Annotated in this window: 7 protein-coding genes, 15 tRNA genes and 3 rRNA genes; 22 read left to right on the plus strand and 3 right to left on the minus strand. The window is 46.7% G+C overall.

Annotated features, from left to right (window positions below; all coding sequences use genetic code 11):
• Positions 1 to 23: 23 nt before the first annotated feature.
• On the plus strand, positions 24 to 1,766 hold the full coding sequence (locus NYE49_RS04695; protein WP_047182319.1) for an ABC transporter ATP-binding protein: 1,743 nt from the start codon (positions 24 to 26) through the stop codon (positions 1,764 to 1,766).
• Positions 1,767 to 1,842: 76 nt separating this feature from the next.
• Here the strand turns inward: NYE49_RS04695 and NYE49_RS04700 are convergent, their stop codons facing one another.
• Positions 1,843 to 2,904 (minus strand): aromatic acid exporter family protein, encoded by a 1,062-nt coding sequence (locus NYE49_RS04700; protein WP_014663280.1) that lies wholly within the window; start codon positions 2,902 to 2,904, stop codon positions 1,843 to 1,845.
• Between the two features lie 218 nt (positions 2,905 to 3,122).
• The gene (locus NYE49_RS04705) at positions 3,123 to 4,412 is read right to left on the minus strand and encodes a glutamate-1-semialdehyde 2,1-aminomutase (RefSeq protein WP_047182320.1); all 1,290 of its coding nucleotides are present in this window, start codon (positions 4,410 to 4,412) and stop codon (positions 3,123 to 3,125) included.
• 152 nt (positions 4,413 to 4,564) lie between these two features.
• Here NYE49_RS04705 and bcp point away from each other — a divergent pair, with 152 nt between their 5' ends.
• Together bcp and perR are read left to right on the plus strand one after the other, a co-directional pair.
• Positions 4,565 to 5,038, plus strand: coding sequence for a thioredoxin-dependent thiol peroxidase (bcp, locus tag NYE49_RS04710; RefSeq protein ID WP_015482979.1), 474 nt, complete (start codon positions 4,565 to 4,567; stop codon positions 5,036 to 5,038).
• Between the two features lie 122 nt (positions 5,039 to 5,160).
• Positions 5,161 to 5,598 carry a peroxide-responsive transcriptional repressor PerR gene (gene perR, locus NYE49_RS04715; RefSeq protein ID WP_003223285.1) on the plus strand — a complete coding sequence of 146 codons (438 nt, stop codon included), beginning with the start codon at positions 5,161 to 5,163 and terminating at the stop codon, positions 5,596 to 5,598.
• A gap of 34 nt (positions 5,599 to 5,632) precedes the next feature.
• On the opposite strand, the gene NYE49_RS04720 is transcribed toward perR, so the two are convergent.
• Positions 5,633 to 5,986, minus strand: coding sequence for a YgzB family protein (locus NYE49_RS04720; protein WP_014113119.1), 354 nt, complete (start codon positions 5,984 to 5,986; stop codon positions 5,633 to 5,635).
• Positions 5,987 to 6,192: 206 nt separating this feature from the next.
• On the opposite strand from NYE49_RS04720, the gene NYE49_RS04725 reads away from it, so the two are divergent.
• From NYE49_RS04725 to NYE49_RS04815, 19 genes are all read left to right on the plus strand, one after another.
• On the plus strand, positions 6,193 to 7,077 hold the full coding sequence (locus tag NYE49_RS04725; RefSeq protein WP_003243727.1) for a nucleotidyltransferase-like protein: 885 nt from the start codon (positions 6,193 to 6,195) through the stop codon (positions 7,075 to 7,077).
• A 294-nt stretch (positions 7,078 to 7,371) separates the two neighbouring features.
• Positions 7,372 to 8,921, plus strand: a 16S ribosomal RNA gene (locus tag NYE49_RS04730).
• 170 nt (positions 8,922 to 9,091) lie between these two features.
• Positions 9,092 to 12,019: ribosomal RNA gene (locus NYE49_RS04735) — 23S ribosomal RNA — on the plus strand.
• 111 nt (positions 12,020 to 12,130) lie between these two features.
• A 5S ribosomal RNA gene (gene rrf / locus NYE49_RS04740) occupies positions 12,131 to 12,246 on the plus strand.
• The 16S, 23S and 5S rRNA genes sit together here with 15 tRNA genes alongside, the layout of an rRNA operon.
• Before the next feature lie 9 nt (positions 12,247 to 12,255).
• Positions 12,256 to 12,330: transfer RNA gene (locus tag NYE49_RS04745), tRNA-Asn, on the plus strand.
• A 5-nt stretch (positions 12,331 to 12,335) separates the two neighbouring features.
• Positions 12,336 to 12,427, plus strand: a tRNA-Ser gene (locus NYE49_RS04750).
• A 34-nt stretch (positions 12,428 to 12,461) separates the two neighbouring features.
• Positions 12,462 to 12,533 (plus strand) — tRNA-Glu (locus NYE49_RS04755).
• 9 nt (positions 12,534 to 12,542) lie between these two features.
• Positions 12,543 to 12,618, plus strand: a tRNA-Val gene (locus NYE49_RS04760).
• Positions 12,619 to 12,627: 9 nt separating this feature from the next.
• Positions 12,628 to 12,704: transfer RNA gene (locus NYE49_RS04765), tRNA-Met, on the plus strand.
• 11 nt (positions 12,705 to 12,715) lie between these two features.
• Positions 12,716 to 12,792: transfer RNA gene (locus tag NYE49_RS04770), tRNA-Asp, on the plus strand.
• A gap of 12 nt (positions 12,793 to 12,804) precedes the next feature.
• A tRNA-Phe gene (locus NYE49_RS04775) sits at positions 12,805 to 12,880 on the plus strand.
• 5 nt (positions 12,881 to 12,885) lie between these two features.
• A tRNA-Thr gene (locus tag NYE49_RS04780) sits at positions 12,886 to 12,958 on the plus strand.
• Between the two features lie 23 nt (positions 12,959 to 12,981).
• A tRNA-Tyr gene (locus NYE49_RS04785) sits at positions 12,982 to 13,066 on the plus strand.
• A 5-nt stretch (positions 13,067 to 13,071) separates the two neighbouring features.
• A tRNA-Trp gene (locus tag NYE49_RS04790) sits at positions 13,072 to 13,145 on the plus strand.
• 24 nt (positions 13,146 to 13,169) lie between these two features.
• Positions 13,170 to 13,245, plus strand: a tRNA-His gene (locus NYE49_RS04795).
• Between the two features lie 9 nt (positions 13,246 to 13,254).
• Positions 13,255 to 13,326, plus strand: a tRNA-Gln gene (locus NYE49_RS04800).
• 49 nt (positions 13,327 to 13,375) lie between these two features.
• Positions 13,376 to 13,450, plus strand: a tRNA-Gly gene (locus NYE49_RS04805).
• 5 nt (positions 13,451 to 13,455) lie between these two features.
• A tRNA-Cys gene (locus NYE49_RS04810) sits at positions 13,456 to 13,526 on the plus strand.
• A gap of 7 nt (positions 13,527 to 13,533) precedes the next feature.
• Positions 13,534 to 13,622: transfer RNA gene (locus NYE49_RS04815), tRNA-Leu, on the plus strand.
• The last annotated feature ends 157 nt before the right edge of the window (positions 13,623 to 13,779 follow it).

Raw genomic sequence — 13,779 nt, forward strand, 5'->3', positions numbered from 1 at the left:
ATAAAGAGAGAGGGGGAATCAACGTGGGGGTTATGAAACGCTACATGCAATTCGTCAAACCTTATAAGAAGCAAATTTTCGTTACAGTGTTAATCGGGATCGTAAAATTTTCCATTCCGCTTGCTCTCCCATTGCTTCTGAAGTACGTAGTTGACGACATTATTCAAGGAGGCGGCACGGCCAGTGACAAAACCACGTCATTGTTCACGATTATGGCGATCATGTTCGCCTTATTTTTAATTTTGCGCCCGCCTGTTGAATATTATCGGCAATATTTTGCCCAGTGGACTGCCAGCAAGGTGCTTTATGATATAAGAGCTAAGCTGTTTGACCATATACAAAAACTGAGCCTTCGTTTTTACGCGAATACAAGAACAGGGGAAGTCATTTCCCGAGTGATTAATGATGTAGAACAAACAAAGGATTTCGTCATCACAGGGCTGATGAATATATGGCTCGATATGCTGACGATTTTGATTGTAATCTCTATCATGCTCACACTGGACGTTAAATTAACGCTGATCTCTATCGTATTATTCCCATTATACGGAATCTCAGTGAAGTATTTTTACGGCCGTTTACGAAAGCTGACAAGGGAGCGCTCACAGGCTCTTGCTCAAGTGCAGGGGCATTTGCACGAACGCATTCAAGGCATGCCTGTCATCAGAAGCTTTGCGATAGAAGATCATGAACAGGCTCAATTTAATGAGAAAAACAGCCATTTCTTAGATAAAGCCATCCGCCACACGAATTGGAACGCCAAAACCTTTGCGGTCGTTAATACCATTACAGATTTGGCGCCGCTCATCGTCATAGCGTGCGCCGGGTATTTTGTCATTAATGGACCGCTGACAGTCGGAACAATGGTCGCGTTTGTCGGATATATTGACAGAATGTACAACCCTGTTAGAAGGCTGATCAATTCCTCTACAACTTTGACACAGTCAATCGCATCAATGGACAGGGTGTTTGAATTTATTGACGAGCCCTATGAACTCACTGACAAACCAAATGCGATAAAGGCCGATCAGATTCGCGGAGGAGTGGAGTTTCAAAACGTTTCGTTTCAATATGAGAAGGACAAAGAAAATATTCTTCATGATGTATCCTTAAAAGTAAATAGAGGAGAAACTGTAGCTCTCGTCGGCATGAGCGGAGGAGGAAAATCAACGCTCGTCAGCCTGATCCCAAGATTTTATGATGTAACAAGCGGCAGACTGCTGATTGATGGGACGGATATTCGCGATTATGAAGCAAGAAGCCTTCGCAACCAGGTTGGTATGGTGCTTCAGGATACCTTTTTATTTAGTGAAACGATTCGGGAAAATATCGCGATCGGCAAGCCTGATGCCACACTTGAAGAGATAATCGAAGCCGCCAAAGCTGCAAATGCCCATGAATTTATCATGAGTTTTCCAGAAGGATATGAGACCCGGGTGGGAGAACGAGGCGTTAAGCTTTCAGGCGGACAAAAGCAGCGGATCTCAATTGCGCGGGTATTCCTGAAAAATCCGCCGCTCCTCATTTTAGATGAAGCTACATCAGCTCTGGATTTGGAAAGTGAGCATTACATTCAAGAAGCGATGGACAAACTGGCGAAGGATAGAACAACTTTTGTTGTCGCCCACCGTTTATCGACAATCACCCATGCGGATAAGATTGTTGTCATGGAAAACGGCACAATCATTGAAATCGGAACCCATGATGAACTCATGGACTATGAGAGCCAGTACAAGCACTTATTTACCATTCAAAATTTGAACTAAAACATCAATCTTATATCCTTTTAACGAAGGATATAAGATTTTTTTGTATATAAAAAAACCCGGCTGTTTAACCGGGTTACTCTTCTGTTTCTATTTCGCAGTCTTTCGGATGATACGTTTGAAAACTTGTGATAAGTGTTTCCAAATGTTCAAGCTGCTCGCGATATTCTACGGCACTTGCCATAATATTAAGCATGTTGTAATCAATAAGCTCCTCATCCGTATTCTGCTGATTTTTTAAAAATGACTTTGTTAAAAGCTGCTTATATCGAATGCCTTCTTCATCTGCGTCATCATGCGGCTTGATTTTGCCGACAAACCTCATCAAAATCAGTTCATGCCAGTAAAGCAGGTAATCAAGCTCTTCAGTCAGTGTTTCCTGAAACTCTTCCGGCATATGATAGATCTCGTTTTCCAAACGATGCAGTTTCTTCAATGTATCAAGCGCCCGATTTGCAGTAATAATGGCCTGTCTGAACAAGACAAGCTTTCTTGATTTTACATAAGTCGTTTTCTTAAAGTAGCTTCTCTCTTCTTTATATAGCAGATATGTCTGATCAAGCTTGATCATTTTTTCTTTCAGTTTTTCAATATCCTCTTTCAAAATCGAATGCTCTGTTGACTGCCGCATGGACAGCCTTATCCACTTCATAATTTCTTCGGTGTTTTCGACGGTATTATGAATCAGCTTTGTTTCGTACTTAGGAGGCAAAAACACAAGGTTGACGATAAAGGAAGAAAGCACCCCTAAGATCACAGTGCTTGTTCTGATCAGCGCGAACATTAAAAAGTCGTCACCGGCGGATTCTAAAATCGCAATAACTGTTACAAGAGCAATCGAAATTGTATGTTCAATTTTAAGTTTCAGCATGATTGTAATGACAATAACTGCTGTTAACCCGATCATAATCGGGCTGGGTCCGAAAATAAGGCCGAACACTGTGGCAATCACAGCTCCGATGATATTTGCCTGAACCTGGTCAATAATAATGAGAAAAGAGCGGTAAATCGACGGCTGGATCGCAAATATCGCTGCAATCCCAGCGAAAATCGGCGCGGGAAGCCCGATCCACGAAGCCAAATAAAGGGCAAGTGTAATCGCAATCCCGGTTTTGAAAATGCGGGCACCAAGTTTCATTGGTTTGTGCGTGCATTCCTTTCTATAGTAAATTGTGTAACATAGCAAATGGCTAATCCTTAAAATTCCCGGTAAGTTTATTTGCTAAACAATTAAGTAATATACAGGGATCAACACAAATATTCAAGCTATTTTTCTAGAAAAAGACCAAAATCTTACACACTGTTTGAATCCATAAAAAAACAGGAGCTCAATGCTCCTGTCCAAGTTGTCTGATTCTAGTTTTTAAGGTGTTTAAAAGCATCCTCGACCGCTGCAAGCGTGTCTTTAATATCCTGCTCTGTATGTGCTGTTGTAATAAACCAGGCTTCATATTTAGAAGGTGCTAAATTAATTCCGCGTTCCAGCATCAGTTTGAAAAACGTCGCGAACGTTTCTCCGTCACTACGTTCAGCCTGCTCGTAATTTTCGACTTTCTCATCAGAGAAATAAATCGTGAGTGCGCCTTTTAACCGGTTGACAGTAATCGTGATGCCGTGTGTTTCTGCATGCTGTAATATGCCTTCCTCCAGCATAGCGCCAAGGTGATCAAGCTTTTCATACACGCCTTCCTCTTTGAGCACTTCCAGACAAGCGATGCCTGATAGGATGGAAGCTGGGTTCCCTGCCATTGTTCCTGCCTGATAAGCAGGCCCTAGCGGAGCTACCTGTTCCATGATTTCTTGTTTGCCGCCATAGGCGCCAATTGGAAGTCCGCCGCCGATAATTTTTCCGAGTGCTGTTAAATCCGGTTTCACCTGTAAGAGATCCTGCGCGCCGCCATACATAAAGCGGAAAGCCGTAATGACTTCATCGTAAATAACGAGAGCGCCTGCATTGTGTGTCAATTCATTTACTTTTTCTAAGAAGCCCTTTTTCGGCTCGACGATACCGAAGTTGCCGACAATCGGTTCAACGAGAACCGCCGCGATTTCACTGCCCCATTTATCAAGAGCCGCTTTATAGCTATCGATATCATTAAATGGAACTGTGATCACTTCGTTTGCAATGCTTTTCGGTACACCGGCTGAGTCTGGTGTGCCGAGAGTGGACGGGCCAGAGCCTGCGGCGACAAGCACAAGGTCCGAATGCCCGTGATAGCAGCCCGCAAATTTAATAATTTTTGTCCGGCCTGTATATGCGCGAGCCACGCGGATGGTCGTCATAACGGCTTCTGTTCCCGAATTGACGAATCTTACTTTGTCCATAGCGGGAATGGCTTCTTTGAGCATCTTTGCAAATGTAACCTCATGTTTCGTTGGTGTTCCATACAATACACCGTTCTCTGCCGCTTTTTTAATCGCTTCTGTAATATGCGGGTGGGCATGTCCTGTAATAATCGGACCGTACGCCGCTAAATAATCGATGTATTTGTTGCCGTCCACATCCCAAAAATAAGCGCCGCTTGCTTTCTCCATTGCAACAGGAGAACCGCCGCCGACTGCTTTATATGATCTAGACGGGCTGTTTACACCGCCGACAATGTGCTGTAATGCCTCATTGTGAAGTTCAATTGATTTTGTATGCAAGAATAAAAACCTCCTATATCTCCATGCGTCCTTTCTATTGTAGCATGCTTCCGAACAAGAACAATGGCTTCGGGATTCAGATTCAGCTGAGATAGTTGTAATCTGGACAAGAATTGGATACGCTTAATAAAAAAACATCCGGAGGTAACGTAATGACTATAGAAATCGGACAAAAAGCGCCTGATCTTGAGTTAAAAGGCGATCATGGGGAAACAGTAAAATTATCGGATTATAAAGGAAAGTACATCGTGCTTTATTTTTATCCAAAAGACATGACACCGGGATGTACAACTGAAGCATGCGATTTTCGGGACAGTCACGAAAGCTTCGCCGAACTGGATGCCGTCATTATCGGCGTCAGCCCGGACAGCCAGGAAAAACACGGAAAATTTAAAGAGAAGCATAACCTGCCATTTCGGCTTCTTGTTGATGACGAGCATAAGCTGGCAGAAGCGTTTGATGTGTGGAAGCTGAAGAAAAACTTCGGAAAAGAGTATATGGGAATCGAGCGTTCCACTTTTTTAATTGATAAAGAAGGCCGGGTCATTAAAGAATGGAGAAAGGTAAAAGTAAAGGACCATGTAGCCGAAGCGCTTCAAACCCTCAAAGATATGTCGGAAAAGTAAATCTCTATGAGCCTATGCTTACTTTTACCCTGATATCAATTGACAAATTATCGTAGGAAGAGTTACACTAATTATAAACATTACAATGTAAGAATTTTTTTTAGAAGAGAGGTGCATGACGGATGGCTGCACATGAACTAAAAGAAGCCTTAGAAACGTTGAAGGAAACCGGAGTTCGCATTACTCCTCAACGTCATGCGATTCTGGAATATCTCGTTAACTCTATGGCTCATCCAACAGCGGACGATATATATAAAGCTCTGGAAGGGAAATTTCCTAACATGAGCGTAGCGACAGTATATAACAATTTGCGTGTGTTCCGGGAATCAGGTTTGGTAAAAGAGCTCACATACGGTGATGCTTCCAGCAGATTCGATTTTGTGACATCCGATCACTATCACGCGATTTGCGAAAACTGCGGTAAAATTGTGGACTTCCACTACCCGGGCCTTGATGAAGTGGAACAGCTCGCTGCCCACGTCACGGGCTTCAAGGTAAGCCACCACCGTTTAGAAATTTACGGCGTCTGCCAAGAGTGTTCGAAAAAAGAAAATCATTAAAAATAAGCTGACCGCACGAGACGGTCAGCTTATTTTATTTCGACATTTTCTTTTTATTATAAGACTCATCAAATTCTTTTCCTTCTAATCCCTTATCTAAAGTCAGCGGCTCTCGGCAATGCATGCACATATCGACTCTTCCTAAAACCTTTGTCTCTTTTTCACAGCCCGGACAAATGACGCGAACCGCTTTGGTCGAAAGCATTCCGATCCAAAAGTAAACAACCGTGCTGAGACCAATGGATAAAAGTCCAAGTATCATAAACAAACTAGATAGCAAAACTGACTCTTTAAAAAAGATCCCGATGTACATAATGATAAACCCAACGAAAACCAAACTTAACGCAAATGTTCTGATTTTATTAATTTTGCTGGAGTATTTCGCCATGTCCATCCCCCTCTGATTTAACTATAGCACAAACCCGATGGGATTTTCTTCATGTTTTCGGGTGAACTGGAATTTATATATGGAGAGTTACTGTGAAATTGTTTATAATAGTTCAATGTGTTTAGAAAAAAGGAATTTCGTTTTAACCATAGAATTGAATCAAATAGAGAATAAAAAATTTGAACAATTGTATTGGAGGAATAGTGATGGAAAATCTTCTCCGTCCAATTTACCAAGAAAGAGCAAGTCATCCCAACACATTGGCTGTCATTATGATTGAGAGAAGAAACAAAACATCTTCCTTAACAGATAACTTTGATGCAGCTTTGCTGGTGATTGTAAAGGATGCTGATGAGCCAGTTTTTATAAAGCATTATGAATTTGATCATCAAACAGCTTCTTTGCATGTGGTAACAGATTCTCAGATTCAAGAATGGATTTTGCTCGGAACAAATAGAAGAATCATAGATTGGATTGTAAATGGCAGAGTTTTGTTTGACCGTAATGAATACGTAGTTGAACTGATTGACAGGCTGAATACATTTCCGTTTGCCGAACGTAAACTGAAGATCGGACTCGAATACGGTAAATTAATCAGAAGGTATGTTGAAGGGAAAGCTTTTTTTGAAGCCAATCAATTTTTAGATGCCTACAACGCCGTTGTTCATGCGCTGCATCATTTAGCACGTATTGAAGTAATCGACAGAGGATTCCATCCCGAAACCACGGTGTGGAGCCAAGTGCGCCAGATGGAGCCGCAAGTGTACAAGTTATATTCCGAGCTGATTGAAAGTCACGAGAGCCTGGAAAAAAGACTTGAATTATTATTCTTAGCAAATGATTTTCTCATCCATTCCAAAGCCGAGATCGGTTCGGCGCATCTTTTCGAAGTAATGAAAGAAAAAGACATTTGGCAATTCGGTGAGCTTCTTCAACATCATGACCTAAAGCACTTTACCCAAGATCTTGGCGTTATGCTTGATTACTTGACAGAAAAGGGACTTATCAACGTCTGCCAGATAGAAACGAAAGGACAGGCTGTCTATCACCGAGGATATTCTTTTAAAAAAGGTGTTGACTCTGATTCTTGACCGTGTTATATTATTAAACGTCGCTGATGCGCTTCTGAGAAAACAAGCTCACAGCGGCGGGAAAACAAATCAAAAAAACATTTGACAAAAGAAAGTCAAAATGTTATATTAGTAAAGTCGCTTCAACAAGAAGTGAAAATGATCTTTGAAAACTAAACAAGACAAAACGTACCTGTTAATTCAGTTTTTAAAAAAAACGCACAGCGATGTGCGTAGTCAGTCAAACTAGGGCCTGCACGACGCAGGTCACACAGGTGTCGCCGCAGGATGCGGTGAACTTAACTTGTGATCCATTTATCGGAGAGTTTGATCCTGGCTCAGGACGAACGCTGGCGGCGTGCCTAATACATGCAAGTCGAGCGGACAGATGGGAGCTTGCTCCCTGATGTTAGCGGCGGACGGGTGAGTAACACGTGGGTAACCTGCCTGTAAGACTGGGATAACTCCGGGAAACCGGGGCTAATACCGGATGGTTGTTTGAACCGCATGGTTCAAACATAAAAGGTGGCTTCGGCTACCACTTACAGATGGACCCGCGGCGCATTAGCTAGTTGGTGAGGTAACGGCTCACCAAGGCAACGATGCGTAGCCGACCTGAGAGGGTGATCGGCCACACTGGGACTGAGACACGGCCCAGACTCCTACGGGAGGCAGCAGTAGGGAATCTTCCGCAATGGACGAAAGTCTGACGGAGCAACGCCGCGTGAGTGATGAAGGTTTTCGGATCGTAAAGCTCTGTTGTTAGGGAAGAACAAGTGCCGTTCGAATAGGGCGGTACCTTGACGGTACCTAACCAGAAAGCCACGGCTAACTACGTGCCAGCAGCCGCGGTAATACGTAGGTGGCAAGCGTTGTCCGGAATTATTGGGCGTAAAGGGCTCGCAGGCGGTTTCTTAAGTCTGATGTGAAAGCCCCCGGCTCAACCGGGGAGGGTCATTGGAAACTGGGGAACTTGAGTGCAGAAGAGGAGAGTGGAATTCCACGTGTAGCGGTGAAATGCGTAGAGATGTGGAGGAACACCAGTGGCGAAGGCGACTCTCTGGTCTGTAACTGACGCTGAGGAGCGAAAGCGTGGGGAGCGAACAGGATTAGATACCCTGGTAGTCCACGCCGTAAACGATGAGTGCTAAGTGTTAGGGGGTTTCCGCCCCTTAGTGCTGCAGCTAACGCATTAAGCACTCCGCCTGGGGAGTACGGTCGCAAGACTGAAACTCAAAGGAATTGACGGGGGCCCGCACAAGCGGTGGAGCATGTGGTTTAATTCGAAGCAACGCGAAGAACCTTACCAGGTCTTGACATCCTCTGACAATCCTAGAGATAGGACGTCCCCTTCGGGGGCAGAGTGACAGGTGGTGCATGGTTGTCGTCAGCTCGTGTCGTGAGATGTTGGGTTAAGTCCCGCAACGAGCGCAACCCTTGATCTTAGTTGCCAGCATTCAGTTGGGCACTCTAAGGTGACTGCCGGTGACAAACCGGAGGAAGGTGGGGATGACGTCAAATCATCATGCCCCTTATGACCTGGGCTACACACGTGCTACAATGGACAGAACAAAGGGCAGCGAAACCGCGAGGTTAAGCCAATCCCACAAATCTGTTCTCAGTTCGGATCGCAGTCTGCAACTCGACTGCGTGAAGCTGGAATCGCTAGTAATCGCGGATCAGCATGCCGCGGTGAATACGTTCCCGGGCCTTGTACACACCGCCCGTCACACCACGAGAGTTTGTAACACCCGAAGTCGGTGAGGTAACCTTTTAGGAGCCAGCCGCCGAAGGTGGGACAGATGATTGGGGTGAAGTCGTAACAAGGTAGCCGTATCGGAAGGTGCGGCTGGATCACCTCCTTTCTAAGGATATTATACGGAATATAAGACCTTGGGTCTTATAAACAGAACGTTCCCTGTCTTGTTTAGTTTTGAAGGATCATTCCTTCGAAACGTGTTCTTTGAAAACTAGATAACAGTAGACATCACATTCAATTAGTAATACAAGATATCACATAGTGATTCTTTTTAACGGTTAAGTTAGAAAGGGCGCACGGTGGATGCCTTGGCACTAGGAGCCGATGAAGGACGGGACGAACACCGATATGCTTCGGGGAGCTGTAAGCAAGCTTTGATCCGGAGATTTCCGAATGGGGAAACCCACCACTCGTAATGGAGTGGTATCCATATCTGAATTCATAGGATATGAGAAGGCAGACCCGGGGAACTGAAACATCTAAGTACCCGGAGGAAGAGAAAGCAAATGCGATTCCCTGAGTAGCGGCGAGCGAAACGGGATTAGCCCAAACCAAGAGGCTTGCCTCTTGGGGTTGTAGGACACTCTGTACGGAGTTACAAAAGAACGAGGTAGATGAAGAGGTCTGGAAAGGCCCGCCATAGGAGGTAACAGCCCTGTAGTCAAAACTTCGTTCTCTCCTGAGTGGATCCTGAGTACGGCGGAACACGTGAAATTCCGTCGGAATCCGGGAGGACCATCTCCCAAGGCTAAATACTCCCTAGTGACCGATAGTGAACCAGTACCGTGAGGGAAAGGTGAAAAGCACCCCGGAAGGGGAGTGAAAGAGATCCTGAAACCGTGTGCCTACAAGTAGTCAGAGCCCGTTAACGGGTGATGGCGTGCCTTTTGTAGAATGAACCGGCGAGTTACGATCCCGTGCAAGGTTAAGCAGAAGATGCGGAGCCGCAGCGAAAGCGAGTCTGAATAGGGCGCATGAGTACGTGGTCGTAGACCCGAAACCAGGTGATCTACCCATGTCCAGGGTGAAGTTCAGGTAACACTGAATGGAGGCCCGAACCCACGCACGTTGAAAAGTGCGGGGATGAGGTGTGGGTAGGGGTGAAATGCCAATCGAACCTGGAGATAGCTGGTTCTCTCCGAAATAGCTTTAGGGCTAGCCTCAAGGTAAGAGTCTTGGAGGTAGAGCACTGATTGGACTAGGGGCCCCTACCGGGTTACCGAATTCAGTCAAACTCCGAATGCCAATGACTTATCCTTGGGAGTCAGACTGCGAGTGATAAGATCCGTAGTCGAAAGGGAAACAGCCCAGACCGCCAGCTAAGGTCCCAAAGTATACGTTAAGTGGAAAAGGATGTGGAGTTGCTTAGACAACCAGGATGTTGGCTTAGAAGCAGCCACCATTTAAAGAGTGCGTAATAGCTCACTGGTCGAGTGACTCTGCGCCGAAAATGTACCGGGGCTAAACGTATCACCGAAGCTGCGGACTGTTCTTCGAACAGTGGTAGGAGAGCGTTCTAAGGGCTGTGAAGCCAGACCGGAAGGACTGGTGGAGCGCTTAGAAGTGAGAATGCCGGTATGAGTAGCGAAAGAGGGGTGAGAATCCCCTCCACCGAATGCCTAAGGTTTCCTGAGGAAGGCTCGTCCGCTCAGGGTTAGTCGGGACCTAAGCCGAGGCCGAAAGGCGTAGGCGATGGACAACAGGTTGATATTCCTGTACCACCTCCTCACCATTTGAGCAATGGGGGGACGCAGGAGGATAGGGTAAGCGCGGTATTGGATATCCGCGTCCAAGCAGTTAGGCTGGGAAATAGGCAAATCCGTTTCCCATAAGGCTGAGCTGTGATGGCGAGCGAAATATAGTAGCGAAGTTCCTGATTCCACACTGCCAAGAAAAGCCTCTAGCGAGGTGAGAGGTGCCCGTACCGCAAACCGACACAGGTAGGCGAGGAGAGAATCCTAAGGTGATCGAGAGAACTCTCGTTAAGGAACTCGGCAAAATGACCCCGTAACTTCGGGAGAAGGGGTGCTCTGTTAGGGTGCAAGCCCGAGAGAGCCGCAGTGAATAGGCCCAGGCGACTGTTTAGCAAAAACACAGGTCTCTGCGAAGCCGTAAGGCGAAGTATAGGGGCTGACGCCTGCCCGGTGCTGGAAGGTTAAGAGGAGCGCTTAGCGTAAGCGAAGGTGCGAATTGAAGCCCCAGTAAACGGCGGCCGTAACTATAACGGTCCTAAGGTAGCGAAATTCCTTGTCGGGTAAGTTCCGACCCGCACGAAAGGCGCAACGATCTGGGCACTGTCTCAACGAGAGACTCGGTGAAATTATAGTACCTGTGAAGATGCAGGTTACCCGCGACAGGACGGAAAGACCCCGTGGAGCTTTACTGCAGCCTGATATTGAATGTTGGTACAGCTTGTACAGGATAGGTAGGAGCCTTGGAAACCGGAGCGCCAGCTTCGGTGGAGGCATCGGTGGGATACTACCCTGGCTGTATTGACCTTCTAACCCGCCGCCCTTATCGGGCGGGGAGACAGTGTCAGGTGGGCAGTTTGACTGGGGCGGTCGCCTCCTAAAAGGTAACGGAGGCGCCCAAAGGTTCCCTCAGAATGGTTGGAAATCATTCGCAGAGTGTAAAGGCACAAGGGAGCTTGACTGCGAGACCTACAAGTCGAGCAGGGACGAAAGTCGGGCTTAGTGATCCGGTGGTTCCGCATGGAAGGGCCATCGCTCAACGGATAAAAGCTACCCCGGGGATAACAGGCTTATCTCCCCCAAGAGTCCACATCGACGGGGAGGTTTGGCACCTCGATGTCGGCTCATCGCATCCTGGGGCTGTAGTCGGTCCCAAGGGTTGGGCTGTTCGCCCATTAAAGCGGTACGCGAGCTGGGTTCAGAACGTCGTGAGACAGTTCGGTCCCTATCCGTCGCGGGCGCAGGAAATTTGAGAGGAGCTGTCCTTAGTACGAGAGGACCGGGATGGACGCACCGCTGGTGTACCAGTTGTTCTGCCAAGGGCATCGCTGGGTAGCTATGTGCGGACGGGATAAGTGCTGAAAGCATCTAAGCATGAAGCCCCCCTCAAGATGAGATTTCCCATTCCGCAAGGAAGTAAGATCCCTGAAAGATGATCAGGTTGATAGGTCTGAGGTGGAAGTGTGGCGACACATGGAGCTGACAGATACTAATCGATCGAGGACTTAACCATATTTTTGAATGATGTCACACCTGTTATCTAGTTTTGAGAGAATAAGTTTTTTTAAAAAACACTTGATTTTCTCAAGAATACATAGTATAATGTTAAATGTCACTGAAAATGTCTGGTGATGATGGCGAAGAGGTCACACCCGTTCCCATACCGAACACGGAAGTTAAGCTCTTCAGCGCCGATGGTAGTCGGGGGTTTCCCCCTGTGAGAGTAGGACATCGCCAGGCAGACTTCATTCCGCAGTAGCTCAGTGGTAGAGCTATCGGCTGTTAACCGATCGGTCGTAGGTTCGAATCCTACCTGCGGAGCCATTATTGGAGAGCTGTCCGAGTGGTCGAAGGAGCACGATTGGAAATCGTGTAGGCGGTCAACTCCGTCTCAAGGGTTCGAATCCCTTGCTCTCCGCCACTGATACTTATACATAATTACAATTGAAAGTCTGGGCCCGTTGGTCAAGCGGTTAAGACACCGCCCTTTCACGGCGGTAACACGGGTTCGAATCCCGTACGGGTCATTATATGATGGAGGATTAGCTCAGCTGGGAGAGCATCTGCCTTACAAGCAGAGGGTCGGCGGTTCGAGCCCGTCATCCTCCACCATTATATCATCGCGGGGTGGAGCAGTTCGGTAGCTCGTCGGGCTCATAACCCGAAGGTCGCAGGTTCAAATCCTGCCCCCGCAACCAAATTTTAAAATGGTCCGGTAGTTCAGTTGGTTAGAATGCCTGCCTGTCACGCAGGAGGTCGCGGGTTCGAGTCCCGTCCGGACCGCCATTTAAATACTTAGGCTCGGTAGCTCAGTTGGTAGAGCAACGGACTGAAAATCCGTGTGTCGGCGGTTCGATTCCGTCCCGAGCCACCACCTATGCCGGTGTAGCTCAATTGGTAGAGCAACTGACTTGTAATCAGTAGGTTGGGGGTTCAAGTCCTCTTGCCGGCACTGTTTTTTTCAAAATTTAATGTGGAGGGGTAGCGAAGTGGCTAAACGCGGCGGACTGTAAATCCGCTCCCTCAGGGTTCGGCAGTTCGAATCTGCCCCCCTCCACCATTTATAGGGGCATAGTTTAACGGTAGAACAGAGGTCTCCAAAACCTCCGGTGTGGGTTCGATTCCTACTGCCCCTGCCAAATTTATGACATCTTGAGATTATGGCGGTTGTGGCGAAGTGGTTAACGCACCAGATTGTGGCTCTGGCACTCGTGGGTTCGATTCCCATCAATCGCCCCATATTATCATTGGGCTATAGCCAAGCGGTAAGGCAACGGACTTTGACTCCGTCATGCGTTGGTTCGAATCCAGCTAGCCCAGTCTCACTTTTTATATCAACTGCATATAATGTATTAAGTCCATTAAAAATGCGGAAGTAGTTCAGTGGTAGAACACCACCTTGCCAAGGTGGGGGTCGCGGGTTCGAATCCCGTCTTCCGCTCCAATTACGGCGGCATAGCCAAGTGGTAAGGCAGAGGTCTGCAAAACCTTTATCCCCGGTTCGAATCCGGGTGTCGCCTTCTTATTGCCGGGGTGGTGGAATTGGCAGACACACAGGACTTAAAATCCTGCGGTAGGTGACTACCGTGCCGGTTCAAGTCCGGCCCTCGGCACCAATTTTACTTACATGGTAAGTTGAATTGGTGTTTGTATTTTATCATTATAACTAATCATATTAATGATCTACATAAGTAGATCATTTTTTTAATGCTTTGATTTATCATAACAAGTTAAGTTCCGAGGCCTATTATAAAGCGGCTGTTTAGCTAGTCT

Origin of the sequence: Bacillus sp. FSL L8-0358 (genome assembly GCF_038593095.1) — a bacterium.
In the GTDB taxonomy this organism is placed as follows: domain Bacteria; phylum Bacillota; class Bacilli; order Bacillales; family Bacillaceae; genus Bacillus; species Bacillus subtilis.